Annotated in this window: 25 protein-coding genes and 2 tRNA genes; 11 read left to right on the forward strand and 16 right to left on the reverse strand. The window is 60.5% G+C overall.

Going from position 1 to position 25695, the window contains the following annotated elements; translation table 11 throughout:
• Positions 1-43 precede the first annotated feature (43 nt).
• The 9 genes from JK176_RS15215 to hisB form a co-directional block, all read right to left on the reverse strand.
• A complete protein-coding gene (locus tag JK176_RS15215) occupies positions 44-466 on the reverse strand; it encodes a DUF6538 domain-containing protein (RefSeq protein ID WP_408874182.1) in 423 nt (140 codons plus the stop codon).
• A 73-nt stretch (positions 467-539) separates the two neighbouring features.
• A tRNA-Glu gene (locus JK176_RS05245) sits at positions 540-615 on the reverse strand.
• A gap of 48 nt (positions 616-663) precedes the next feature.
• Positions 664-1032: a histidine triad nucleotide-binding protein gene (locus JK176_RS05250; RefSeq protein WP_211586871.1), complete on the reverse strand. Its 369-nt coding sequence runs from the start codon at positions 1030-1032 to the stop codon at positions 664-666.
• A gap of 14 nt (positions 1033-1046) precedes the next feature.
• A complete protein-coding gene (locus JK176_RS05255) occupies positions 1047-1448 on the reverse strand; it encodes a phosphoribosyl-ATP diphosphatase (RefSeq protein WP_194262235.1) in 402 nt (133 codons plus the stop codon).
• Positions 1449-1452: 4 nt separating this feature from the next.
• A complete protein-coding gene (hisF, locus tag JK176_RS05260) occupies positions 1453-2214 on the reverse strand; it encodes an imidazole glycerol phosphate synthase subunit HisF (RefSeq protein WP_194262236.1) in 762 nt (253 codons plus the stop codon).
• On the reverse strand, positions 2208-3566 hold the full coding sequence (hisA, locus tag JK176_RS05265; protein WP_211586872.1) for a 1-(5-phosphoribosyl)-5-[(5-phosphoribosylamino)methylideneamino]imidazole-4-carboxamide isomerase: 1359 nt from the start codon (positions 3564-3566) through the stop codon (positions 2208-2210). The genes hisF and hisA overlap by 7 nt, the downstream gene beginning before the upstream one ends.
• Entirely contained in the window at positions 3563-4201 is a 639-nt protein-coding gene (hisH, locus tag JK176_RS05270) for an imidazole glycerol phosphate synthase subunit HisH (protein WP_211575328.1), read from the reverse strand. Before hisH ends, hisA begins: the two co-directional genes overlap by 4 nt.
• A complete protein-coding gene (locus JK176_RS05275) occupies positions 4186-4587 on the reverse strand; it encodes a hypothetical protein (RefSeq protein ID WP_211586874.1) in 402 nt (133 codons plus the stop codon). The genes hisH and JK176_RS05275 overlap by 16 nt, the downstream gene beginning before the upstream one ends.
• Positions 4584-5180 (reverse strand): imidazoleglycerol-phosphate dehydratase HisB, encoded by a 597-nt coding sequence (hisB, locus tag JK176_RS05280; protein ID WP_211586876.1) that lies wholly within the window; start codon positions 5178-5180, stop codon positions 4584-4586. Before hisB ends, JK176_RS05275 begins: the two co-directional genes overlap by 4 nt.
• Before the next feature lie 211 nt (positions 5181-5391).
• Here hisB and JK176_RS05285 point away from each other — a divergent pair, with 211 nt between their 5' ends.
• Both JK176_RS05285 and ubiM read left to right on the forward strand, forming a co-directional pair.
• Positions 5392-5994 (forward strand): nitroreductase, encoded by a 603-nt coding sequence (locus JK176_RS05285; protein ID WP_194267884.1) that lies wholly within the window; start codon positions 5392-5394, stop codon positions 5992-5994.
• Between the two features lie 4 nt (positions 5995-5998).
• Positions 5999-7183: a 5-demethoxyubiquinol-8 5-hydroxylase UbiM gene (ubiM, locus tag JK176_RS05290; RefSeq protein WP_211586877.1), complete on the forward strand. Its 1185-nt coding sequence runs from the start codon at positions 5999-6001 to the stop codon at positions 7181-7183.
• A gap of 15 nt (positions 7184-7198) precedes the next feature.
• On the opposite strand, the gene JK176_RS05295 is transcribed toward ubiM, so the two are convergent.
• The 3 genes from JK176_RS05295 to JK176_RS05305 form a co-directional block, all read right to left on the reverse strand.
• The gene (locus JK176_RS05295; protein WP_194262242.1) at positions 7199-7684 is read right to left on the reverse strand and encodes a hypothetical protein; all 486 of its coding nucleotides are present in this window, start codon (positions 7682-7684) and stop codon (positions 7199-7201) included.
• 93 nt (positions 7685-7777) lie between these two features.
• On the reverse strand, positions 7778-10210 hold the full coding sequence (locus tag JK176_RS05300; protein ID WP_211586879.1) for a DUF3772 domain-containing protein: 2433 nt from the start codon (positions 10208-10210) through the stop codon (positions 7778-7780).
• 146 nt (positions 10211-10356) lie between these two features.
• Positions 10357-11430, reverse strand: a complete 1074-nt coding sequence (locus JK176_RS05305) for a quinone-dependent dihydroorotate dehydrogenase (RefSeq protein ID WP_211586881.1) — start codon at positions 11428-11430, stop codon at positions 10357-10359.
• A gap of 113 nt (positions 11431-11543) precedes the next feature.
• Between JK176_RS05305 and JK176_RS05310 the strand changes: the two genes are divergently transcribed.
• On the forward strand, positions 11544-11783 hold the full coding sequence (locus tag JK176_RS05310) for a hypothetical protein (RefSeq protein ID WP_211586883.1): 240 nt from the start codon (positions 11544-11546) through the stop codon (positions 11781-11783).
• Positions 11784-11785: 2 nt separating this feature from the next.
• Here JK176_RS05310 and JK176_RS05315 read toward each other — a convergent pair whose 3' ends face one another.
• Complete coding sequence (locus JK176_RS05315) at positions 11786-12730, reverse strand: alpha/beta fold hydrolase (protein ID WP_249194238.1); 945 nt, start codon at positions 12728-12730, stop codon at positions 11786-11788.
• Between JK176_RS05315 and dusB the strand changes: the two genes are divergently transcribed.
• From dusB to hflX, 6 genes are read left to right on the forward strand one after another with little or no spacing between them, the layout of a single operon-like run.
• Entirely contained in the window at positions 12729-13844 is a 1116-nt protein-coding gene (dusB, locus tag JK176_RS05320; protein WP_211586885.1) for a tRNA dihydrouridine synthase DusB, read from the forward strand. The genes JK176_RS05315 and dusB overlap by 2 nt on opposite strands.
• 15 nt (positions 13845-13859) lie before the next feature.
• On the forward strand, positions 13860-14585 hold the full coding sequence (locus JK176_RS05325) for a sigma 54-interacting transcriptional regulator (RefSeq protein WP_211586890.1): 726 nt from the start codon (positions 13860-13862) through the stop codon (positions 14583-14585).
• Positions 14582-16981, forward strand: coding sequence for a PAS domain-containing sensor histidine kinase (locus JK176_RS05330; RefSeq protein ID WP_211586891.1), 2400 nt, complete (start codon positions 14582-14584; stop codon positions 16979-16981). The genes JK176_RS05325 and JK176_RS05330 overlap by 4 nt, the downstream gene beginning before the upstream one ends.
• Positions 16971-18383, forward strand: coding sequence for a sigma-54 dependent transcriptional regulator (locus JK176_RS05335; protein WP_194267891.1), 1413 nt, complete (start codon positions 16971-16973; stop codon positions 18381-18383). Before JK176_RS05330 ends, JK176_RS05335 begins: the two co-directional genes overlap by 11 nt.
• A 48-nt stretch (positions 18384-18431) precedes the next feature.
• Positions 18432-18683: an RNA chaperone Hfq gene (hfq, locus tag JK176_RS05340; RefSeq protein ID WP_194262250.1), complete on the forward strand. Its 252-nt coding sequence runs from the start codon at positions 18432-18434 to the stop codon at positions 18681-18683.
• Entirely contained in the window at positions 18680-19993 is a 1314-nt protein-coding gene (hflX, locus tag JK176_RS05345; RefSeq protein ID WP_211586892.1) for a GTPase HflX, read from the forward strand. Before hfq ends, hflX begins: the two co-directional genes overlap by 4 nt.
• A 6-nt stretch (positions 19994-19999) precedes the next feature.
• Here hflX and JK176_RS05350 read toward each other — a convergent pair whose 3' ends face one another.
• Positions 20000-21163, reverse strand: coding sequence for an OpgC family protein (locus tag JK176_RS05350; protein WP_211586895.1), 1164 nt, complete (start codon positions 21161-21163; stop codon positions 20000-20002).
• A 106-nt stretch (positions 21164-21269) separates the two neighbouring features.
• Positions 21270-22724: a SulP family inorganic anion transporter gene (locus tag JK176_RS05355; RefSeq protein ID WP_211586896.1), complete on the reverse strand. Its 1455-nt coding sequence runs from the start codon at positions 22722-22724 to the stop codon at positions 21270-21272.
• A 231-nt stretch (positions 22725-22955) separates the two neighbouring features.
• On the opposite strand from JK176_RS05355, the gene JK176_RS05360 reads away from it, so the two are divergent.
• Positions 22956-23031: transfer RNA gene (locus JK176_RS05360), tRNA-His, on the forward strand.
• A gap of 29 nt (positions 23032-23060) precedes the next feature.
• Here JK176_RS05360 and JK176_RS05365 read toward each other — a convergent pair.
• A complete protein-coding gene (locus JK176_RS05365) occupies positions 23061-23996 on the reverse strand; it encodes a DMT family transporter (protein WP_211586898.1) in 936 nt (311 codons plus the stop codon).
• Between the two features lie 252 nt (positions 23997-24248).
• Here JK176_RS05365 and JK176_RS05370 point away from each other — a divergent pair, with 252 nt between their 5' ends.
• The gene (locus JK176_RS05370; RefSeq protein ID WP_211586899.1) at positions 24249-25670 is read left to right on the forward strand and encodes a mannose-1-phosphate guanylyltransferase/mannose-6-phosphate isomerase; all 1422 of its coding nucleotides are present in this window, start codon (positions 24249-24251) and stop codon (positions 25668-25670) included.
• Positions 25671-25695 lie beyond the last annotated feature (25 nt).

Genomic DNA, 25695 nt, shown 5'->3' on the forward strand with positions numbered 1-25695 from the left:
GGCCTACACTCCATCGGTAAGCCTGTGAATCACAACCTCTCGCTCAGTTCAATAAATTAATAGGTCCTGAGCCTAGCCAAAACTGGTCCTGGCGATTCCTGGTCGCTTCAAGCCCTCCAATACGCCGAAGACTGCGAATGAACGGCTCAGTGAATGAGCGTGGCTGTGTCGCCAGCTCGTCCGCGTGGTCCTGCAAGAACTGCCGGAGGTCTGCCAGTGACCTCTTGTTGTCTCTTACGCCGGTAATGAGTTCAAGAGCCTGGCGTCTGATGCTCATAAATACCCCGTCCAATGATGCGGCCATCCCCAACGCGCGCGCCTGGGCCGTGGATTTATCGCTGGTGCGGAGCGAGCGAACAAGATGTTCACCCAAGATGGGGCGGATGTCGGACGGGATACGGATTTTCAGATACCAACCGGAGCCCCGGCGGGTCATGTAAGGCGTTGCCACGCAGTGTCGTCCCATGTGCCACGGTTATGTGCCACGCGCCAGAAAACCTGCAAAAAAAATTGTCTGAAAAATCAATGACTTAGAGTCATGGTGTCCCATAGGGGATTCGAACCCCTGTTGCCGCCGTGAGAGGGCAGTGTCCTAGGCCTCTAGACGAATGGGACGAGGCGAAGGGCTTAATAGGGTGCCCTTCGGATCTTTGCAAGCGTTATTTAGGAGGTTTTTTGTGTCAGCAGAGGGCCGAGGCTTTTCCCGCCGAACAGATGAACATGGAAATGGGGGACTTCCTGTCCGGAATTAGGCCCGGAATTGCTGATGAGGCGGAAGCCTTCTTGGGTCAGGCCTTCGTCTTCGGCAATTTTTGAAACTGCGCGCCAGAAGCCTGTGATTTCTTCTGGAGAGGCTGTTGCGCCGAAATCTGCGATGGAGACGTAAGGACCTTTGGGGATGACCAGAACATGGATCGGCGCCTGAGGGACGATATCGTGAAACGCGAGCACGAAATCATCTTCATAGACCGTGCGTGAGGGGATTTCCTTACGCAGGATGCGGGCGAAGATGTTGTTGGGATCGTATGCCATGGGCAGGCTCCTGTTTAGCCGATCTTTTCCTTGGGGCGGGCAGCTTTTTCTGCGATGCCGCTGGTGCCTTCGCGGCGCTTGAGTTCCGTCCAGACGTCTTCAGGGGAGACGCCTGCGTCCACCCACATAACGATCAAGTGGTACAGAACATCCGCGCTTTCGCCGATCAGCTCCTTGCGGTTGCCGTTGACGGCTTCAATCAGGCACTCGACCGCTTCCTCACCGAATTTCTGGGCGATTTTGTTGCGGCCGCGGGACATCAGGCGTGCGGAATGGCTGAGAGACGGGTCGGTACCGCGACGGGATTGGACCGTGTCATACAGGCGCTGGAGAATCTGTTCCTGCAGGAGGTCGGATTTCTTGTCATCCTGCTGTTTTGAGGGCTTCGGAGCCGGTTTGGTGGCGGGTTTACCCATGATCTTACTCTCCAAGCCTGACCGGCAGACCGGCCTTGTTCAGCGCGTTCTTGACTTCATCGATGCGGAACTGGCCGAAGTGGAACACACTTGCCGCCAGAAGGCCACTTGCGCCAACTTCCGCTCCCTCCACGAAATGCTGTAATTCGCCCACGCCACCCGAGGCAACGACCGGAACAGTTACTGCGTTGCAGACCGCGCGCAGCAGATCGAGGTCAAAGCCTGCACGGGTGCCGTCGCGGTCCATGCTGGTCAGCAGGATTTCGCCCGCACCCAGATCCTGCATTTTCCGCGCCCATTCCACGACATCCAGACCTGTGGGTTCGCGGCCGCCCTTGGCATAGACTTCCCAGCCACCCTGGCCATTGGAGCGCGCATCGATGGCAACGACGATGCACTGACTGCCGAAACGTTCAGAGGCCTCACGGATCAGGTCCGGGTTTTTGATGGCAGCCGAGTTGACGGCGCATTTGTCGGCACCGGCGAGCAGGAGACGGCGCATGTCTTCGCAGGTGCGGACACCACCGCCCACGGTCAGGGGCAGACAGATGGCTTCGGCCGTGCGGCGAACGACGTCGAGAATGGTGTCCCGGTTTTCAACGCTGGCAGTGATGTCCAGAAAGGTAAGTTCGTCGGCACCGGCAGCGTCGTAAAGTTTGGCCTGTTCGACCGGATCGCCTGCATCGCGCAGGGAAACGAAGTTTACCCCTTTGACGACGCGCCCGTCCTTGACGTCCAGGCAAGGGATGACGCGGAGTTTCAGCATGACCCGAGGACGTCCAGTGCGTCTTTGAGCGCGATACGGCCGTCGTAAAGCGCGCGGCCGACGATCGCGCCGGAAATGCCCGGAACGTCGCGGGCGACGTCGCGCAGGGCTTTGAGATGCTCCAGAGTCCCGACACCGCCGCTGGCGATGACTGGAATGGACAGGCGGCGTGCCATGTCTGCGGTCTGTTCGAGGTCGAGCCCGGCCAGCATGCCGTCGCGGGTGATTTCGGTGAAGATCACGGCGGCGACACCGGCATCTTCCATGCGCAGGGCCAGATCGTTGGCCTCCAGTTCCGATACCTCGGCCCAGCCTTCGGTGGCGACGCGGCCCTGCCGCGCGTCGATGCCAGCAACGATCCGGCCCGGGAAGGCACGGGCGGCCTGACGCACAAGTTCAGGGTCTTTGACGGCCACGGAACCTAGAATCACGCGTGAGACACCGGCTTCGAGCCAGCGTTCAATCGCGGCCATATCTCGGATTCCGCCGCCGAGTTGTACGGGAAGGCTGGTGGCCTTCACGATGGATTCAATCGCCGGAATATTGGTCGAACGGCCTGCAAAAGCACCGTTCAGGTCCACGACATGGATGTGACGGCATCCGGCTTCGGCGAACATGCGGGCCTGGGCACCGGGATCGTCAGAGTAATGGGTTGCATCTTCCATTTCGCCGCGCCGCAGGCGGACGCAGGCACCGTCCTTGAGGTCAATGGCAGGATAGAGCGTTAGGCCGTGTGTTGCAGTCCGGGTTTCGGGCTCGGGTGCCGCACCGGAGGCGGAACTGCCGGCGTCAGGCATGGCGATGCTGGACTGCCAGCGGGCGGCCTCGTTCTCGTTTGCCAGAAGTTTTGAGAGAAAAAGTCCGCGCACCGTCTGCCCTCCGATCCGTGCATAATAAGGATGCGTGCCCCAGTGTTCGAACTCGAATGACCGGAACAGCCCGATAGCGGCGACATGCGTTTCGCGGATGTCGCAGTTTACAACCTTGCACCCAATGGCCTTTGCGCCCTTGAGCATGGCTTCCAGAAGTGCGCGTCCCAGACCGTGCCCGCGGGCATAGGGCGCCACGAAAAAGCCGGTCAGGTTGGCGGTTGCTGCGTGGGCTTCATAGCTTGCAGGCGGGCGGACAAGCTGGCCCGCCCCGCAGATCACACCATTTTCGCGCACGATGTAGAAGCTGCGCTCCGGGACGAGCAGCAGCCCTTCGAAATAGCGCGCCAGAGCCTGCGGGCCGGGAGGCTGAAGCCAGCCGAAGCCGCCGCCGTCCAGAATACCCGCCGATGTGGCCTCGATCAGGGCGTCCAGATCTTCGGGCGACAGCGACGAGACGACCCGTTCGCAGGTGATCGTCATGAAGTCCACCGCAGGAAGTTGCCGAGGATGGTCAGGCCGACATCCTGGCTTTTTTCGACGTGGAACTGCGTGCCGCAGCGGTTTCCGCGGGCCACGATGGCCGGAACCTGCGTGCCGTATTGCGCGGTTGCGACCAGATCGCTGTCCGCGCCATCATGCAGGGCATAGGAATGAACAAAATAGCCGTGATTGCCGGGTGTGAGGCCGTCCGTCAGCAGATGTGCGCCGGGTGTGAAATCCAGCGTGTTCCAGCCCATATGGGGCAGACGCAGACCGGCACTGGCGGCTTCATCCATGCGCCGGATATTGCCAGAGATCCAGCCCAACCCCTCGGTCCGGCCATGTTCAAGGCCGTATTCGCTCATGAGCTGCATGCCGACGCAGATGCCGAGAAACGGAGTGCCATTGGAAGTTGCGGTTTCAAGCATGGCGCGCAGTTCGGGGCCAAGGCCCTGCGCGCAGTCCGCGAATGCGCCCTGACCGGGGAGGATCAGGCGGTCTGCGGTGAGGATGTCGTCTGCGTCGCGGGAAATGACGACGTCGGCTTCGATCCCCTTGCGTGTCGCGGCCTTGCGGGCTGCCTGTGCGGCCGAGGCGAGATTTCCGCCATTGTAGTCAATTACGACGACGCGCATGGAAACTCCGGAGATGTGCCGTAGGAAGGGGCGTATTGCTGCTGGTCCATCCAGCGCAGGAGCGCGATGTCCCGGCTGGGTGCGGCGATGGGCGTACCGGGAACGCGGCCATTCAGGCGCTGTTCCCACAGCCGGATCTCAGCCGTGAAGCTGGCGAGGACGGCGTGAATGGCTACGACCAGATCAAGCCGGGGCCAGAACCCTTTTAGGACATGCAGAACGATCATGGTGACGGCAGCAGCCAGAAGGGCGGAAATCCAAGCGCCATAGGTCAGCAGGCCAAACCAGCCGAAAAACAGGACGCGCCATGAAAAACCGTCCTGCACCATCACGGGGATCTGCGGGCCGGGAGCATCAAGCTTCGTGCAGGGAATATAGAGCTTCACAGCACGCCTTTGGTGGAAGGAATAGCACCGGCCGAGCGCGGATCATGTGAAACGGCAACTTTCAACGCGCGGGCAACGGCCTTGAAGCCGCTTTCGGCGATATGGTGGGCATTGGTTCCGGCCTTGCAGGTCAGATGCAGGGCGATATGGGCGGACATGGCGAAGGCGCGGAAAAACTCTTCGAACAGTTCCGTGTCCATCGTCCCGATCTTCTCCCGCGGAAAGACGACATTCCAGGCGAGATAGGGGCGGCCGGAAATATCCACCACGGCTTCGCACAAGGCTTCGTCCAACGGCACAAGCGCATGACCAAAACGTTCGATCCCACGCTTGCCTCCGATGGCCTGACGAAAGGCCTGTCCGAAAACGATGCCAACATCCTCGACAGTATGATGCCCGTCGATATGCAGGTCTCCCTTGGCTTTCAGGTCAAGGTTGAAACCGCCATGTTTGGCCAGCGCCGTCAGCATGTGATCGAAAAAGCCAATGCCGCTGTCCACGTCGGAACGGCCTTCGCCGTCGAGTGTGAGGGCAAGGGTGATGTCGGTTTCGCTGGTGGCGCGATGCAGGCTGGCGTGGCGGATGTCGTTCATGACCTCCCTGCTACACCAGCATGGCGCGGATTTCCACGCTATCTGGCTAAGATGCGTGCAAAATCCGTCCGTTTGCAGAAAGAAAAAGCCGGAGCAGGTAAAGCGCGTTCCCGGAGGAAACCGTGCGAAAGTACGTCACGTTTCCTTGAAGTGGGCCGTGTCAGGAAATTGCCCTTGGCGAGGAAGAAAGATCGGACCATATTTCCTGATTATGGCACATCATCATTCTCCCCTCGACGTCCTTCTCTCCCGCGCCTCGACGGACCATCTCGTCGAGCCTCCGCCGAAGGGGGATGATCTCCGCACCATTCTCTCTGCTGGCCTGCGGGCGCCAGATCACGGGAAAATGCGGCCCTGGCGCTATACGGTGATCAAGGGCAAGCATCGCGAGGCCTTCGCCGATCTCGTGGTGGAAGCGATGGGGCGGCAGGAGCCCGATGCGCCTGAAGCCAAGAAGACCAAGCGTCATCATCGCTTCTCCAACATGCCAATGATCATCGCACTTGGGATGCATCTTAAGCCTGAAGGAAAAATCCCGGTCATCGAACAGGAAATGGCTGTGGCCGCAGGAGCGATGAATGTTCTGAACGCGCTTCACGCATCCGGTTTCGGCGGTATGTGGGTAACGGGTCCGTTCTGTGAAGACCGTATTCTGTTAACAGCTCTGGGGCTGCCTGAGCCGCATCGTCTCGCGGGTTTCCTGTTCGTCGGAACGCCCGCGAAGCATTCCGATGAGCGCAAGCGTCCCGAAATCGACGATTACATGGCGGTCTGGAAGGGCGATGCCATCAAGTTCGCCGCAGATGCCGGCTGAACAGATGCGTTACGACGTTATCATCGCGGGTGGTGGTCCGGTCGGGTTGGCTGCTGCCATTTCGTTTGCGCGGGACGGACGTAAGGTCTGTCTTGTCGAGCGGTCATCTGCGGATGTGCTGGCTGATCCGCCTTTTGACGGGCGAGAAATCGCGCTGACACATCATGCCTCGGAATGGCTGAAAGCCGTTGGGGCATGGGATGAAATCCCGGCTGGTAGCATCTGCCCGATGTATACAGCCCGGATTGAGACCGGGAAGACTGGAAATCCGCCACTTCTGTTCGATGCGCCCGCCGATGGCCCCGATGCGCTGGGGCATATGGTGGCGAATCATCTGATCCGCCGGGCGCTTTATCGCGTGGTTTCGAGAACGCAGGGTATAGACCTCAAAGCCGGGGAAGGCATTGCCAGTTCGTGGCACGATACGCGGTCGGCAGGCGTCATTCTGGCCAATGGCGAACGTCTTGAGGCCGATCTGCTCGTGGCGGCGGATGGGCGTTTTTCACGCCTGCGGACCGAAGCCGGGATCGGGGCGATCGTTCACGATTTCCAGCGGAACATCATGGTCTGCCGGATGCGGCATCCCGAGCCGCATGCCAATACGGCGCTTCAATGGTTCGATGAAGGGCAGACGATTGCTCTGCTGCCGGTCGCAGCGGATGATCGTCCGGGGTCCTGTTCGTCGCTGGTTCTGACGCTGGAGCCAGACGAGATCGCGCGTCTCAAGGCGCTGGATGGCAAGGCTTTCAGCGAAGATATCACCGCCCGCACGCAGGGGCGTATGGGGCCAATGACGCTGGAGAGCGCGCGTTGCGTCTATCCCCTCAAGGCCGTTTACGCCCATCGCTTTCAGGCGCCGCGTTTGGCCCTGATCGGGGATGCCGCGGTGGGAATGCATCCGATTACGGCGCACGGGTTCAATCTTGGCCTCAAGGGACAGGAAGTTCTGGCCAAGGCGATTGCAGATGGTCCGGGTGATGCGGGTGATCCGTCCGTTCTGTCGCGTTTCGAACGGACGCACCGTCTGGCGACGGCGCCGCTCTTTGCGGCCACCAATGCCATTGCGACCGTCTATACCCGTGACGAAGCTCCGTTCCTGATGGCGCGTCGGGCCGGGCTGGCGGTAGCCAACCGGCTTCTGCCCTTCAAGGCAGCCGTGACAAATATGCTGATGGATCGTCAGGGCTGAGGCCTCGACGATCCATCAGTTGAAATGTGCTCGCAGCAGCGGTGTTGACGAAATGCAGAGCATAATCAGCCCGAACAGCGCCATAACCTTGATAATAAAAAAGCAGGCATGGTGGCGGGCATCCGCCCCGGTTGCCAGCATCATGAACGGGTCTGGATCAGGAAAGCCGGTTTTGCTGTTGATCTGCACGAGTTCCAGGGCCCGCTGACGGCTGGGCGCCGCCTGCGCCCGGCGGCGCGCCATTTCCGTCCCGGATATATCGGCTTTTTCGTGCAGGGCCGTAAGGTAGAGTTCCAGATCTTCGCGGCGATACGCGATTTTGCCATCCGGACCCTGCGTGTGCGCCGGCCCCGTGCCGAGAAGGGACAGCAGCTTCATTCTGCGTTCTGGTAGCGCGAGATGGGCTGCTGCTTCCGCTCTGGAAAGCGTTTTGGAGCGTACAGGCAGATGAAAGACCTGTCCGCCTGACTTTTCACCGGGAATATGTGTCGGAGACGGCATTGGTCTGAATCCTGATTTCTCTGGACGGACTGACATTATGGTCAGTCCGTTCGGAAATCGAGCATTTCCCGGAGTCCCACTCCTTATTTTTGATCAGGCTGTCGTGATGGCGATGCCTTCGGAGCGGAACCGGCGGAAGACGTCAAAGAGAATGGCGTCCTGCACGCTGCTGGCGTCGCGCGCGGAGGTGAGGGCGACACTCAGGGTCACAGTCAGGCTGTCTGCGGTAATGGCACTGACCCGGACTTTGGGGGCGGGTGTTGCGAGGACATCGTCGCGATGTGCGGCAACTTCCAGCAGCATGGATTTTGCTTTTTCCGGATGGGTCGCCACCGGAACCTGAAATGTTAGGGTCAGGGTGCCCGTCGCACCGCTCAGCGTGGCGTTTTTGACGCTTGTGGTGATGAACTGTGAGTTCGGAACGATCATGGTCGAACCATCGCTCAGCCCGATATCGGTCGCGCGGATGCTGATGCGCTTGATATCGCCCCGTGTACCAGCGATTTCGACCATGTCTCCAACGCGCACTGGCCGTTCGGCCATAAGAATAACGCCAGAGACGAAGTTCTGCACGATGGATTGCAGGCCGAAACCGATACCGACCGAGAGAGCACTGACCACCCAGGTCAGGTTCTGCACAGACACCCCGGCGATGGAGAGAATACCGAGGCCGACGAGGATCCACGAGCAATAGGTGAAAATGCTGAGGATCGACGTCCGGCTGCCGATGTCGAGGCGCGTGGTCGGGAAAAACCGGTCCCTGATCCAGCCTCGGGTCTGGCGGATGGCGTAATAGGCGACCACAGCCAGCACGATGACCAGGACGACCGTATCGAGAGAAATCTTCACGCCGTGAATGGTGTTGCCGACGAACAGCAGCCAGAGGCGGGTCGTGATATCCGTAACACTGAAGCTGCCATCTGTCTGCGCAATGGAAAACAGCAGCAGAAGCAGCAGGATATTTCCAAGCCCGGAGAGGATCACTCCGATCTGCGAGAGGCGGGGCTGGGGGAGGCCAAGCTGCATCAGGCGGAGGCTGAAGAAACTGCCTTCCGAAAACAGTCGCTCCAGAACATCGCGCCAGCACAGACCCAGAAGTGCCACGATGGCCACGCCCGTGCCCAGCGAGAGCAGCCAGCCATTGAGCGTGAAGGCGAAGGCCACATAGCCCAGCAGGATGGAAATGACCGTGACCGTCAGAAGCAGGCTGGACACACCCAGCGCAGACGGCGCAAAGCCGCGCGTATCGTTCTGGTTGCCCAGTCGGCGAAACGTATCCACAGCACACAGGCCAATGGCGATGGAGAACGCGATTTCCAGCAGGATCTGAAGCGTCTGCCCAAAAGCATCCTGAGCCTGAAACGCACGCAGCAGATCCAGAAGAAGAATGCTGATCGCTAGAATCCAGTCCACACCCCGAAGCGCCTTGCGCTCTCCGGGATTGCCCTGCGCCAGAACGCCGCTCCGTCCGAACACTGGCAGACCGGCGCCAATAATGAAGCCGCAGACAGGAACGGTCTCGCCGATGATCGCACCAATCGGGCCGCCGCCATCAGGCAGGGCTGCCGCAGCCCAGATGAACCATGTCAGGGTAGCGATCAAGGCTTCCAGCGCACCGTTCAGCGTAATGGCAATGACGCTGGCGGAGAGCGCCTCTTTCACACTGTCTTCAGTGGCGGGCCGGAAATGGGCGCCACAGCGCTTGAGCAGACGCAGGATCAAAGGAGAGCTGAGGCCGATGATTGCGAAAGTGATCGCGCAGCCGATCAGAAGGTGGAGCCAGTTCGCCAGAACGCCGCCTTCATGAAACGAAGAGTGGTTTTCGGCGCGCTCGGTCAGGAGCGTGTTCCAGAAGCGCGGAGCCAGCGGTGAAACCGTATGTTCGGACAGGGCCGCGTGCTGAAGCTGTGTGCGACGCGCGTTGATGGCCGTGTTGAGCTGCTGGGCCTGAAGATTATAGAGTCTGGCGCGGATCAGGGCCGATTTCACGGACTGCGCATTCTGTTGCATCCGCTGCCGCTGTGCCGTGACGGACGGGTCTTCATTTTCCGCCGCGCTGGTGCCGAGGATCTTCAGAAAAGATTCGGTGATGTTGTCGTAGGACTGGATCTGCGTGACGGCATCCTGCGTGTTCTGCTGGACCTTCTGGATCCGGGACGACAGGCTGTCGAGTTCGCTGTTGCCCGTATTTTCATCCTTGCGGTTCAGAACGGCGAAGACCTGCCGCAGAGTGGTGGCGCTGTCGTCGAGCTGGTGAGCGATGGTGCTGGAAACCGCAGCCCAGCCAAGGCCGGATGTGGTGGGATCGGACTGCGCGTCGTTTCCAATGCCTTTAGGCATGGCTTTGGAAGGGGCCGTGTTCGTTTGGGCTGTGGCCTGAGGCGCAGCACGTGCAGCGGGAGGAACCAGTCCTGCAAAAACCAGCGTGAAAGCGACGGACAGAACACTCAGAACACGTCCGCAAACGGCTCCAGACCGCTGTTGTTTAAGAGATGAAGAGGCGCGCGCGGCAGGCCATGTGGTCATGCGTCGGGTGTTCCGTTCAGTGTCTTGATGGGTTTTCAACGGTTTGCAGGGACAGGGGTTCGATTGCGGCGGAGAACACGGATATGAAAAAGGCATCTTTTCCCAGAGAGAAAAGATGCCCGGGAGGCGTAAAGTGCTGCGGAGGATCAGTCCTTCCAGTCCACTCCATGCGCGTCCGCAATCGACTCGAAGCCGTCGCGACGCATGGCGTCCAGAAGTTCCTGTTTCATGCGGCTCAGGATGCCGGGCCCCTGAAGCACGAAAGAGGAATAGATCTGCACCATGTCCGCGCCCATGCGGATGCGGGCAAGAATGTCCTCGCCTGTTTCAATGCCGCCGCAGGAAATCAGCGCCAGTCGGCCCTTGTTCAGTCCGGAGACGATCCGCAGCACGTCCCGCGAACGGGCCGCCAGAGGGCGCCCGGACAGGCCGCCGGTTTCGCGGGCTGCCGGATCGCGCAGGCTGCCGGGACGGGCGATGGTCGTGTTGGTCAGGATCAGGCCCTGCGCACCACCTTCGATAGCGGCCTCAAGGATCGGCTCGTAGGAGCTGTCATCCAGATCCGGCGCGAGCTTGACCAGAAGTGGCGGCCGTTCGGGGTTGCGCGTGTTGATCGCTGCCAGAAGCTCTTTCAGCATCGCCGCCGACTGAAGATCCCGCAGGCCCGGCGTATTGGGTGACGACAGATTCATCGTGATGTAGTCGGCATACGGACGCACGCGGGCTACGAGTTCCGGATAATCCCGAAGCGGGTCGGAGCCGGTCTTGTTGATGCCGATATTCACGCCCAGCGGAACGATCGGGCCGCGCGTCCGGCCATTGGGCATCGGACGGTGTAGACGGGCGAGACGTCGGCAGAAGCGGTTCACGCCACAGCCGTTGAAGCCCATCCGGTTGATGATCGCGCCATCCTCGACCAGCCGGAACAGGCGTGGGCCCGGATTGCCGGGCTGGGGGCGGGGCGTCACGGTCCCGGCCTCGATATGCCCGAAGCCCAGCTTTGCGAGCGGGCGAATGGCGCGGGCGTCCTTGTCGAACCCGGCGGCTAGGCCGATCGGATTGGGAAAGCGCAGGCCGAGCACACGGGTCGAGAGGGCCGGGACGTCTTTCGGCGCCTGACCACCGAGGCCAAGAGCGAGAGAGTGAATGGCGAGTTCATGCGCCGTTTCGGTGTCGAAGCGGTGCAGGAGAGGGGTGACGAGCGTTCCGAGATCGATCATGAATCGTTTCCATACCCTAATCCGTGCTGTGAAGCATCCACCTCACAGCTTTGGGTGATGTCTGGTGGCGTTTTATCTTGGCGGTAACGCAGGGACACGATAGACGCGAATGCATGTCCGATGCCCCTGCTTCTGAATCCTATGACGAGCCTTACCTTGAGACGTGTTGCCGCTCGACGCTGCACCGGCTTCTGCTCTGTGGCGCGACGGGCCGCCCGACCGGATTGAAAGACCAGCCCTGTCTGGAGCGGCTGCAAAGACTGGGGTTGTCCGAACTGCGCGGTGACGAGCGTTTCGTGATTACGCAGGACGGTTTGAAGCGGCATAGTGAAGAAATCGGCCCAACAGGCTGAGGTCAGGTTTTCAGAAACTCCAGAACCGCACGGTTGAACTTTTCAGTTTCGTCCAGGAAAACCATGTGAGCACTGTCTTCGAAGTCTATGCTGGTACAGTTGGGCATGTGCTGTGCGACCCAGGCGGGACCTTCGGGGTTCAGTATCGTATCTTTTCGGGCCACCATCATCAGGGCCGGAAGCGTGAGATGCGGCAAGACATCGCGCCAGTCCTGCGTGGTGTGATCGGCCATCATGGCGCTGCGGGCATGCGCGGGGCTTTGCGCCATCTCCCGAAGCAGGAAGGCCTTTTCTTCGTCTGGAAGGGGATGGCAAATGCAGTTTTCCAGATTGGCCCGGTCGAAGTCTTCCGGGGTGAGGGTTAGCTGCTGCTGTACGGCCGTCAGGCCCGCCTGATCGTAACAGTCGGCATGGCCGAGCTTCCAATCAGCAGAATAATACTGTTTCGGGGTCTGCTGGACGAATATGGCATTGCGGATGCGCTCTGATCCGAACAGTTCCAGATACGACCAGATGACCGGACAGCCGATCGACCAGCCCAGAACCGTGGCGTCCCGCAGGTCCAGCGCCACCAGCAGATCCCGCAGATCGGCGGCCAGACGGGCGATCCTGTAACCGTGTGACGGTTTTTCCGAACGTCCATGGCCGCGCAGGTCCATAGCGATGACGCGGGCCTGTTCGGAGATCGGGCCGACATTGCGATGAAAGAAGCGTCCCGAGAACGTCCAGCCGTGAATCATGACGATGGGCCGTCCGTGCCCCTGTTCCTCGTAATGGATGCGGATTCCGTCACTGGTCGTGATATGCGGCATGGTCTTCTCCGTAAAAACACTGGCCGGAAGGGGCGTGGACATTGTCGCAGGCCATAGCGCGCGGACCGTAAGGCGGGTTGCGTTCAAAGGAGCGTTTGCGCTTGCGGGGGCAGGGCGGTAAATTGGAAGGGCCATGACTGTTTCCTCATCTTCCATCACGCCTGATGCGTCTGAGAACGCTCCTCCGAACCGTGTTCTGAAACCCATTGATCTGGGGCAGGGCGTGGTGATCGAGGACCCGGTGATCCTCGCCCCGCTCTCAGGGGTGACGGATCTGCCGTTCCGCCAGCTCGCGCGCGATCTGGGAGCAGGGCTTGTCGTATCGGAAATGATCGCTTCCTGGGCGATGATCCGTGAGAACGAAAACACCATGCGTATGGCGCGGATGGCAGAGCGCGGTCCCAATGCGGTCCAGCTTGCCGGGTGTGATCCCGAAGCCATGGCGCAGGCGGCGAAGATTTCGGTCGATGGGGGGGCGAACCTCATCGACATCAATTTTGGCTGTCCGGTGAAGAAAGTGGCGATCGGGCAGATGGCTGGCTCTGCACTGATGCGCGACGAGGTTTTGGCCGGGAAGCTGCTGGAAGCCACGGCGCGGGCCGTGAATGTGCCGGTGACGCTCAAGATGCGCATGGGCTGGGACCATAACTCCCTCAATGCGCCGCGTCTGGCAAAAATCGCGGAAGAGAGCGGCATCCGGCTTGTGACCGTCCATGGTCGTACCCGGCAGATGTTCTATAACGGCACGGCGGACTGGCGTTTCGTCAAAACGGTGAAGGACGCGGTCTCGCTGCCGGTTATCGTTAATGGTGACATCAACACCATCCGCGATGCGCGTGAGGCGCTGCACCAGTCTCAGGCCGATGGTGTCATGATCGGGCGGGGTTGTTATGGCCGTCCGTGGTTCACGGCGCAGGTGGCGCAGTCCCTACGGACGGGCGAGGATGTGCCGGACCCGGATCTGGCCACGGAAAAAGAAATCGCCCTGCGTCATTACCGCATGATGCTCGATCATTTCGGCGAACGTCCGGGACTGCGGCTCGCGCGCAAACATGTCTCCTGGTATTCCGCCGGTCTGCCGGGATCTGCGACGTTCCGCTCCACGATCAATAATGTCGATAACGCCGCTGAAGCCATCGCGCTGCTCGAAGGCTTCTATGAACGTCATATCGAAGCCGGTGTCGTCCGCAACCGCGAAGCCGGACCGGCAGGCAGTCTGAGCCGCGATGGCACGCGTGAGGCGGCCTGAGATCATGCGCCCTTCATGACGGAAGTGTCCGTATCCGGTCTGGTCGAGCAAGGCTGTCATCCGGTTTTCCTTTACGGGGCCTCCCGGCTGGACCGGCAGGACGTGGCCCGCAGGCTCCACGGCCACAGTCCGCGCGCGCAGCATCCTTTCGTGGTTGCGGCCCTGACCGCCACCCCGCGCGCTCTGCGCGAGGCTGCACTGTTTGGAAGCGCCGAGGCGGGCTGGATCCAGCAGGCACAGGGCGGAACCCTTCTGCTGGACGAGATCGACTGTCTGTGTCCCACGATGCAGGACCGGTTCGTGGACTGTCTTGAGCAGACGGATCTGCGCGTCATCGCCGGAAGCCGTCACGATCCGCTCTTGCTTCTGCGGCAGGGTGGGCTGGCGGCAGGGCTGCACCAGTGGTTGTCGGCGCTGCCGTCGGCGCAGCGGATGGGGCCTGAACGCATCGGCGCGGTCTGTCGTCTGGCGGCAGGTACGGGCACGGCGCGTCCTCGCGGACTGGAGCGGGCGCTGGAGCGGCCTTTGTCTGAATATCTTGAAGGTGATCTGGAAAACGGCGCGGGCGATCTGCATGCCTGTGTGGTGGGTGAAGTCGAACGGCCACTAATTACAATGGTTCTGCGCCGGACCTGCGGCAATCAGCTTCGGGCTGCTTCCATTCTGGGAGTGAACCGCAACACCCTGCGCAAACGTATCCGCGAACTGGACATCACGATCCCGAAAGGCATCGACGAGTGAAATTTCGTTCCCTGAGGCGCCTGTTTGCAAGGCTGACGAGTGCCAACGGGGCGGTTCTTCTGACAGTTCTGGCGCTCGTACTGGCCTTTGCGACGTTCGTCGTACTGTCAGGCGGCATGTCTCTGGCGCACCGTCCGCAGGTTCAGGCAATCGTCTTCCTGCTCGATTTCATCACGCTTATGCTGATTGCGGCGGCGGCCGTGGTGCAGATCGGGCGGATGGTGGCCGAACGCAGGCTTGGCCTAGCGGGCGCGCGTCTGCATGTGCGGCTCATTACGCTGTTCGGCATCGTGGCGGTCGCCCCGACCATTGTCGTGGGGGCGGTCGCGACGCTCTTCTTCCACTATGGCGTGGAAATCTGGTTTTCCAACCGTGTGAACGATGCCCTGACGGAGGCACGATCGGTCGCGGTCGGCTATCTGCAGGAGCATAACGATAACGCCCGTACCGAAGCCTTCGCGCTCGCGAACACGTTGATCACGGTCCAGAACGACGAGCTTTTCTCTCGCGGGACCGATCTTTTTCATGACCCGGCGCGCCTTCAGGAATTTCTGGACGATGAAGTCACGGAACGCGGCCTGACGGATGCGGAAGTCTTCGATCCTCTGACTTCCAAAGTTCTGGCCGTCGGTGGCCTTCTGGGCAGCGATGCGGATATGTCCACGGCCCCGCCACTTCCTCCGAAATCGGTTGTGGAACTGGCCCGGCATGGCGAAGCCGTGATTCTTGATCGCCCGGATCAGCGCAAAGTGCGGGCCGTGGTGGCGCTGGGTGGTAATTCGGGGCTTATGCTGGTCATTACCCGTCCAGTCGATCCGGACGTGGTGGAACATATGCGCCGGACGGATACTCTGGTTGCGGATTATCAGCGGCTGATTGCCAATCGTGGCAAGACGCAGGTTCTGTTTGCAGTCATTTTCGCGCTGATGGGCCTGCTGGTTCTGGCGGTGGGAATGCTGACCGGTCTGGCGCTGGCCAACCGGATCGCCAATCCGCTGGGGCTACTCATTCTGGCGGCCCAGCGGATTTCCAAAGGGGATCTGGGCGTTCGGGTTCCGGTTCCGGAAGATGCGGGGCAGGAAAAGGACGATGAGGTGACGGGGTTGTCGCGTGCGTTCAACAGCATGACAGACCAGCTCGAAAGCCAGCGCTCCGAACTGATGCAGGCCTATGACCAGATCAACGAGCGCCGCCGCTTTACCGAAACCGTGCTTGCGGGTGTTTCGGCGGGCGTGATCGGGCTGGACCGGGCGCAGGTGATCGAACTGCCGAACCGCGCAGCCTCCAGTGTGCTCCAGCGAGACCTCCAGCCCGCCATCGGCCGGAAACTGACGGAGCGTGTGCCGGAGTTCTCCGCCTTGCTGGACGCGGCCCGCATGGCGCCAGAGCGCGTCCACACCGCTGAAATTCAGGTGGATACCGAAGGCGCGCAGCGTCCGGGTGGACCGGGCGAGGGCGCAGGTGCGGGCGCGGGGCGCACGCTTCTCGTGCGGGTCGTGGCGGAACTACGCGGTCAGGACGTCGCGGGTTATGTCGTGACCTTCGATGACATCACGGATCTCCAGTCCGCCCAGCGCAAGGCTGCGTGGGCTGATGTGGCCCGGCGCGTGGCGCATGAGATCAAGAATCCGCTGACCCCGATCCAGCTGGCGGCAGAACGCCTGAAGCGGCGTTTCCTCAAGGAAATCCACTCCGATCCCGAGACCTATACGCAGCTTGTCGATACGATCGTGCGGCAGGTCGGCGATATCGGGCGGATGGTTGACGAGTTCTCCGCCTTTGCGCGGATGCCACAGCCCGTCATGCAGCCGGAGGACTTCTCGCGGCTGTGTCGGGAGGCGCTGGTGCTCCAGCGCAATGCCCATCCCGAAATTGTGTTCGAGACCACCGGACTGCCGCCGTCAGGGCCAATTGTGCGGTGTGACCGGCGACTCATCGGTCAGGCACTGACAAACCTTTTACAGAATGCAGCCGATGCCATCAGCATGGCAGGTCGCGGAAAACCGGGAGAAAATGCTTCCGGACAGCCCGCAGGGCAGGCAGTGCAGCCAATAGGACACATTGTGGTGGGCTTGCACATTCGCGGCGGGCATGTCCTGCTAGACATAGAAGATGACGGGATCGGCCTGCCGACGGTGGAACGCCACCGGCTGACCGAACCTTATGTAACCCACAAGGCGAAGGGCACCGGCCTCGGCCTTGCGATCGTCAAGAAGATCATGGAGGACCATTCCGGGATGCTTCAGCTCACTGATCGGGAACCAGACCTTTCCCGTGGCCCGACATCCGGGCAGCGGGGAACGCGCGTCACCCTGTCCCTGCCATTGTGGGAGCAGGAGAGCCATGTCCCCGGGGAAACGGACCTTCAGACTATGAGGACAGCAGATGGAACATGAGATCCTGATCGTCGATGACGAACCGGACATCCGGTTCCTCATCGAGGGTATTCTGAACGATGAGGGCTACAGAACCCGGACAGCCGGCAACTCGGATCAGGCGCTCGAACTCTTTCGCGCGCATCGTCCGTCGCTAGCAATTCTGGACATCTGGCTTCAGGGCTCCCGACTGGATGGAATCGAACTGCTCAAGATTTTCCAGACCGAGGAACCCGGCCTGCCGACGCTCATGATCTCGGGTCACGGCACCATCGAGACGGCAGTGTCGAGCCTTAAGCTGGGTGCCTATGACTTCATCGAAAAACCGTTCCAGTCAGATCGGCTTTTGGTTGTGGTGCGTCGCGCGCTGGAAGCCGCGCGACTGCGGCGGGAAAATGCAGAGTTGCGTCTGAGGGCAGGGCCGGAAACGACTCTCTCGGGAGAGGGTGCCGTCATTTCGGCCATCCGCGCCCAGATCGAGCGTGTCGCGCCCACCAATTCCCGTGTGCTGATCAGTGGTCCGGCCGGGGCGGGCAAGGAAGTGGCAGCGCGAATGATCCATGCGCGCTCTCGCCGTGCGGAAGGCCCGTTTATCGCCCTGAACTGTGCGACGCTTGCCCCCAACCGCTTCGAAGAAGAGCTGTTTGGCCTTGAGGGCGAAGACGGCCAGCCGATGCGTCGCGGTGTGCTGGAGCGTGCCCATCGCGGAACGCTTCTGCTCGACGAAGTCGCGGATATGCCGCCTGAAACGCAGGGCAAGATCGTCCGCGCGCTTCAGGATCAGACCTTCGAGCGTCTGGGCGGTAATACGCGGGTGAAGGTGGATATTCGCGTCATCGCCACCACCAACCGCGATCTTCAGTCCGAGATCGCCGCGCACCGGTTTCGGGAAGACCTGTATTACCGGCTTGCGGTCGTGCCGCTGCGGATTCCCTCCCTGCGGGAACGGCGCGAAGACATTCCGGGTCTGGCGCGGCACTTCCTTGACCGTTGCGCCGAGTCTTCGGGCCTGCCGGTGCGAGAACTGTCGGTGGACGCGCTTGCGGCGCTGCAATCCTATGAATGGCCGGGAAATGTGCGGGAGTTGCGCAACCTGATGGAGCGGTTGCTGATCATGATGCCGGGAACGGGCAATGATCCGATCCGCGCAGACATGCTGCCCTCCACCATCAGTCAGGGTGCGCCGTCCATGACCCGCCTCAATTCGGGTGCGGATGTCATGAGCCTGCCGCTGCGTGAGGCGCGGGACCTGTTCGAGACGCAGTATCTGCAGGTGCAGCTCATGCGCTTTGGTGGCAACATCAGCCGGACGGCCAGCTTCGTCTGCATGGAACGCAGTGCGCTGCATCGCAAACTCAAGCAGCTTGGCGTGACAACCAATGAAGACCGCGCGCCCGCGTCATCCACGCCGGTGAGTGGCTGAAATGACGCGCCGGTTTTCCTTCTCTTTCCTCTGTCGACTGATAACAGCGTGACTTCAGAACATTCCTCTCCTGTCGGCCCTCGTGCCGTTCAGGAGGCCTTTCTCGATCATCTGCGCCGGACGGAAGCCTCCGTGACGGTCTTTCTGGTCAATGGCGTGAAGCTTCAGGGAATCCTGGCCCAGTCGGATGCGCAGACCCTGTTGCTGCGGCGGGATGGCCACGTGCAGCTTGTTTACAAACATGCCGTCAGCACGATCATGCCGGTCACGGCGATGAATTTTGTGGAAGAAGAACTTTGAGCGGTTTCGAGACCAAAAAACCCGCAACACGCGCCGCCGTCATTCTGCCGTGGGAAAAATCGGGGCCGCAGGAAGAAATCCGTGCGGCGGATGCGCGCCTTGAGGAAGCGGTGGGTCTGACGGCGTCGATCGGGCTGGTCGTGGTGCGTCAGGCCGCGATCCTGCTGCGCGCGCGCCGACCCGCAACCCTGCTGGGAAGCGGTCAGGTCGAGCAGCTCGCCGAGGCGGTCAAGCTCGACGACGTGGATGTGGTCGTCATCGATGCGCGCCTGTCACCCGGACAGCAGCGTAATCTTGAAAAGGCGCTGGCCTGCAAGGTTGTGGACCGGACGGGGCTGATCCTTGATATTTTTGGCGCGCGTGCCGCCACCCGTGAAGGTGTGTTGCAGGTCGAGCTGGCTCATCTGGAATATCAGCGTTCGCGCCTTGTGCGGCTCTGGACCCATCTTGAGCGTCAGCGGGGTGGCTTCGGCTTCCTTGGTGGTCCGGGTGAGACGCAGATGGAAGCCGACCGCCGGATGCTGGCCGAGCGGATCGGAAAGATCCGCAAAGAGCTGGAACAGGTGCGCCGGACACGCGGCCTGCATCGTGAATCCCGCAAGCGCGTCCCGTTCCCGGTCGTGGCCCTCGTGGGCTACACCAATGCGGGCAAGTCCACGCTGTTCAATGCCCTGACCGGAGCGTCCGTTCATGCGCAGGACCAGCTTTTCGCTACGCTGGACCCGACCATGCGCGGCATGCGTCTGCCCTCTGGGCGCAATGTGATCCTGTCCGACACTGTGGGATTCATCAGTGAACTCCCAACCGAACTGATCGCTGCCTTCCGGGCAACGCTTGAAGAAGTGGCGCAGGCGGATGTGATTCTGCATGTGCGCGATATTTCGCATCCTGACAGCGTGGCTCAGCGGGCAGACGTCCTGAACGTGCTGGACGGCATGGTGAGAGACGGGGTGCTGGATTCACACTGGTCGGACCGCACGATCGAGGTTCTGAACAAGGCCGATCTGGTGGGCGGTGTCGAGGCTGTTCCGAAGCGTGAGAATGCCGTCGCGATTTCCGCCATCACAGGCGAAGGTCTGCCAGACCTGTTCGAGGTTCTGGATCAGTATCTGACGCGCTCCATGAAATCCGTTGATGTGCGTCTGCCCATTACGGATGGCGCGGCGCTGGCATGGCTCTACCAGCATGGCGAAGTGGTTGGCCGCACAGACCGGGATGACGGGATCGATGTGCAGGTCCGTCTGTTCTCGGCGGATCTGGAGCGTTTCGAACTGCTTCATCCAGACCGGATCGTGCAGCCTGACGTCTGAGTTTTTCTACTGGGACGCCGGTGTCGCCGGAGCCGCGCTGCGCGAAGAGGCGCGGGCGGCTCTGGCGCGCTGACGGACACGGTCCAGCGGTATGGCCAGCGCATAGGTCAGACCGAGGCCGACCACATTCATCACAAGCTGTTCCCACAGATTGATGCCGAAGCTGGCGAACATCAGCCGTCCCAGTAGGTCTAGCACCGTGCTGCAGGCGAAGACTTCCAGCGAGTTCCGTCCAAGCAGGGCGAGGCTCTGGCCAATGCGGTCGGCGGAGATGCGGCGTAGCGCAGCAGAAGACTGCACCAGATAAAAGATCGCCATGATGTCCAGCAGCCGCCAGATGGCTAGCGTGGATTTGCCCGTATTGGGCGGGGCCGGAAAAATCCGCAGAAACGGGACGTGCCAGTATTCGTAGGGAAAGCACAGCACAAACGCGCCTGCGAGATAGGCCAGACACAGAGCTTTGGCCCAAGGGCGATACGGTAGATCGCCGTTGTTTTTCGAGGCCCAGACAGCCCCCAGAATCCCGAGGATATAGAGAAACTGCCAGCCGAACGGATTGAGATACCATCCACTGGGATCGAGCCAGTTGGGAATGGTGAGGTGCGGGTCCAGATTGGCGATGGCCCAGATGCCGACACTGAGCGCGACAAGCAGCCACAGGCTGCGCTTGAGAATCCAGTAAATCAGCGGAAACAGCGCCAGAAGCACCACATAAAGCGGCAGGATATTCAGGTAGCTGGGGAGCGCATCGAAGGTCAGGATACGCCACAGCCAGCTATAGCCGTGCGCGAGTTGGGGCTCGATCGTATATTCGGGCAACGGCTGATAGTGCCGCCACTGCCGAACCGTCCAGACAAACACCAGCGTCATGCCAGTCTGGTACAAGTACAGCTTCAGGCAGCGGGCTAGAATACGGTGAATGCCGGTTTTCCAGCCTTCGCGGTCGATCAGGCGCCCATAAGCCAGATAGGAGGCGTAACCCGCCAGCATGACGAAAATCTCGGCGGCATCGGCAAATCCGAAATTGCGGATGGTGATGCGATTGAGCAGATCATCCGGAACATGGTCCACCAGCATCATCAGCAGCGCGAGACCGCGCAGGGCATCCACGCGATGATCGCGGGGAATCTTTCGCGTTAAAGCTGATGGGGATGCTGGGGACGGCTCCATAATCTCTTCTTATCGTCAGAGCGTGGGCAGGGGTATGGGGGCAGATTACAGCCAGATTAAAGATTGGACGGAATTCAGGCCCAATCTGCCCCGCCCGGATTGTCTTTTACAGCGCGAGCAGGGCTTCGTTCGACTGGCTTGCCAGAATGCCATGCCGTTCGGGATGCAGCCCCATAACTTCGACGGTACGGCCGCGCGCCTGTAGTTTGCCGATAATTTTTTCCAGAACCTGAACGGACGTGATGTCCCACAGGCGGGCCTCGCTCAGATCCAGCACAACATGAGAGGCATCGGTATGGTAGTCGATCGCGTCCGAGAGGCTGTCGGCGGATGCGAAGAAAACCTGACCGGACGCGCTATATGTCAACACATCGCCGGAACGCTTTTCCGTGACCCGCAGGAGGCTTGCGGCGTGCCAGGCGAAGAATACGCCTGAGAGCATGACGCCGACCGCGACACCGGCTGCCAGATCGTGGGTCATCACGACCACAGCCACGGTGACGAGCATGGTCAGGCTGGACAGACGCGGATGGCGAGTAAGGTCGCGCAGGCTCCCCCAGGAGAACGTGCTGGCGGAAACCATGATCATGATGGCGACCAGCGCGGCCATCGGAACCTGCCCGACCCAGCGGTGCAGCAGTACCATGAGGGCCAGCAGGAACGCGCCTGCTGTGAAAGTGGACAGACGCCCGCGTCCGCCATAGCGCAGATTGCCAACGGTCTGGCCGATCATGCCACAGCCCGCGATGCCCCCAAAGGCGCCAACGAGAATGTTGGAAATCCCAAGGCCCGTGCATTCCATGCGCTGGTCGCCATGGGTATCGGTGATGTCATCCACGACGGAGGCCGTCATCATGGATTCCAGCAGGCCCACGGCGGCCATAGCCAGAGCATAAGGCAGCACCACGGACCATGTGGCCCAGTTCAGCGCGATATGCGGAAAAGTCAGACTGGGAAGACCGGTCGGGAGGTCGCCGAGATCGGAGACGGTATGAACCGGCATCGGATAAAACATCGTGATGGCAGTGAGAACCACGATGCAGATCAGCGGAGAGGGAATGGCATCGGACAGACGGGGCAGTAGATAGATAATGGCAAGGCCCAGCGCGATCAGCGCATAGGTGTGCCAGCTCACCCCCAGCATTTGTGGGACCTGCGCAGCAAAAATCATGATGGCCAGAGCGTTGACAAAGCCGGTCCGGACCTCTGCCGGGACAAAGCGCATGACGGCCTGAAGCCGCAGCATACCAAACAGGACCTGAAGCCCACCGGCAACCAGTGTGGCGAGCAGCATGGCCTGAACGCCATGGGCATGAACCAGCGGCGCGGCCACCAGAGCGACAGATCCCGCGGCGCCCGAAATCATTCCCGGACGGCCACCGAAAATGGCGATTGAAACGGAAATGACGAATGAGGCGAACAGCGAGACCGCTGGCGAAATCCCGGCGATATAGGAAAAGGCAATGACCTCGGGAATGAGGGCAAAGGTTCCGACCATTCCGGCCAGCACTTCGCGCAGAGGGTTCTGTGCCCACTGGCGACGATAGAGAGCGGGAGTCATGAAAATCCTTGAGGGCAGGGCGTGAACGGGGTGCGACGTATTCAGGCCCGGCGCGGCAATGATGCATGCAGTGTAACCCGGCTGGCCTCAGGATTGAAGAGATGGAATTGCCGGGAGAACCGACATGAGCGCGGGTGGAAGCGGCCAAAAAAAATCAGGAGTGTGAAAAAAAATGCTTTAAAGGACTGGACGAGTGCCCCAACCTTCCTCTAGAGAGTGCGTCGCTGTGTGGCGGATGTAGCTCAGTCGGTAGAGCGCCGGTTTGTGGTACCGGTTGTCGCGGGTTCGATCCCCGTCATTCGCCCCAGCATTTCTTCTGAAAATCTGAATGAACATTCATCTGGGCTTGGCAGTATCAGCCTGATGGTTGTGTCTGTGCTCCCAGCGTTCTTCCAGCGCCATGCGCTCGAAGCGTAGTTTCTGCCGGATCCAGTTCAGCATGCCCGACAGCGTCACGACGATGATTCCCATGAATGTCCAGTTGTCCAATGGCTGATGAAACAGCAGGTAGCTGAACGCGACAGCCCAGACCATCTGGCTGTATTGCGGCAGCGCGACCCGGTTCGCGGGAGCGACGGCTGTGGCCATCATCATGAATAGTTGCCCCAGAGCGGCCAGAAAACCGTATCCGAACAGAAGCGCCCAGACCCTCATCCCATGTGGCCATGAGGCATGGGTGATCATGAGAAGGCCGTCGCCGATCAGCGGTCCGAACAGGCTTGATCCGAACAGGGAAAGCCGTGCGCTTTTGTCTCCGGCCAGTCGATAAGACACGACGCTGCTGGCATTGGCGAGCGCGGCGACGATGGCGCAGACATGGCCGAGATGGAACGCCCGGGCGCCGGGACGCAGGACAATCAACACGCCCAGAAAACCGATTCCAACGGAAAGCCACGTCCAGAACGAAACCTTTTCCTTCAGGATCGTGACGGAAATGATGGTGACGAAGAACGGCATCAGAAACATCAGCGACAGCGCTTCTGGCATGGGAAGCAGCATGAAAGCCATGACGCTGGCGGCTGTTGAGACGAATGTTGAAACAGCGCGCAGAATCCACATGCCCGGCCGGTTCGTCGCGAAAATATCAGAATAGGGTTCGTCTGGCCGGCGGATGAAGGGCAGCAGCAGAAAGCCAAAAACGCCGCCTGAAAAAGCGACTTCGAAAGGATCGAGGTGCCCCGCAAGTCCTTTTGAGCAGGCATCGCTGATGGCAAAGGCGGCGTATCCGAGAAGTGCCAGCAGGATGCCTGAGGAGAAAATGTTCTGTCTCATGGATCTGTTTCTCCGCAGGCGAGGCTGTTTCCCGTGCGGAGACAAGAAGACCTGCTACTGTCGGTAGTCAATCTCTACCGCTTTCCGGACTCGTTTTTGTGCGTTGTAATCATTAATATTAAATCAATATTGGATTTGGCGAAAGTATCTGTAAAGCAAAATTGGAATAGCTCTCACCTTCATGTATGGTGCCGGTCATTCGGGTAGGCTGTATGGCCCCCATCTCCTGGATGAAAAAGCGTGAGCCCCCTTATGTCTCAGAAGATTGTTCCAGTCATTCTCTCCGGTGGATCAGGCAGCCGCCTCTGGCCAGTGTCGCGCAGCAGCTATCCCAAACAGTTCTGGCCCCTCCTGACGGAACGGACTCTGATTCAGGAAACCGCTCTGCGCGGTGTCCGTGCGGAACTCTCGGCACCGATCGTGATCTGTAATTCCGAGCATCGCTTTATCGTGGCGGAACAGTTGCGGGATGTCGGTGTCGATAATGCCCGGATCATGCTTGAACCCGTCGGCCGCAATTCCGCGCCCGCTATTGCCGCAGCAGCTTTCCTCGTGGCCGAAACCGATCCGGACGCTATTCTGTGGATCATGGCTGCGGATGCCGCGATTACCGACGAAGCTGCGCTTTATGCGTCTCTGGGACAGGCCGTCTCTGCGGCAGCCGAAGGGCGGATCGTGACATTCGGCATGAAGCCGACGCGCGTTGAAACCGGCTATGGCTATATTGAGAGCGGCGCGGCTCTTCCGGGGCTGGATGGTGTTTTCGAAGTGTCGCGCTTTGTCGAGAAGCCTGATGCCGCAACCGCAGAGGCTTTCTTCCGCGATGGCCGGTATCTGTGGAATTCCGGCATGTTCGTGACGCAGGCCAGCGTTTTCCTCTCCGAAATCAAGACGTTCGAGCCGGACATCTATGAGCATGTCGGACAGGCTGTGCAGGCCCGTCACAGCGATCTGGATTTTGACCGGCTGGATGATGCGAGCTTCCGTCAGGCTCCGGATATCTCCGTGGATTACGCCGTCGCCGAGCGTACGAAGCGTGCGGCTGTGGTGCCGGGTACGTTCGGATGGTCGGATATCGGAAGCTGGGATGCGCTCTGGGATCTGTCTCCCAAGGACGATGCGGGCAATGCCACGTTCGGAGACGTTTTCCTTGATGGTGCCAAGAACTGTTACGTTCGGTCGGACGGAATCGTTGCCACGGTCACTGGCGTTGAAGATCTGGTCGTCGTTGTGACGCAGGATGCTGTCATGGTATCGCATCGTGACCGTGCGCAGGACGTCAAGCACATGGTCAACCGTCTGAAGAAGGCTGGCCGTAAGGAAGCGGTGGCGCATAATCGCATGTATCGCCCGTGGGGCTTCTATGAGAGCCTGATTCAGGCGGACCGTTTCCAGGTCAAGCGGATCGTGGTCGAGCCGGGACAGAAACTCTCGCTGCAGAAGCACTTCCATCGTGCCGAGCACTGGGTCGTCGTTGGCGGGACGGCGCTTGTGACGCGCGATACGGACCAGATCATGGTTCGTGAGAACGAGAGCGTCTATCTGCCGCTGGGCTGTGTGCACCGTCTTGAGAATCCGGGCCGCATTCCGCTAACGCTCATCGAAGTCCAGTCCGGCCCCTATCTGGGCGAAGACGACATCGTGCGTATCGAAGACGTTTACGCCCGCAACTGAGGCAGGCCGCAAACCCTGATCTTCA

Origin of the sequence: Gluconobacter sp. Dm-73, from assembly GCF_018256215.1 — a bacterium.
In the GTDB taxonomy this organism is placed as follows: domain Bacteria; phylum Pseudomonadota; class Alphaproteobacteria; order Acetobacterales; family Acetobacteraceae; genus Gluconobacter; species Gluconobacter cadivus.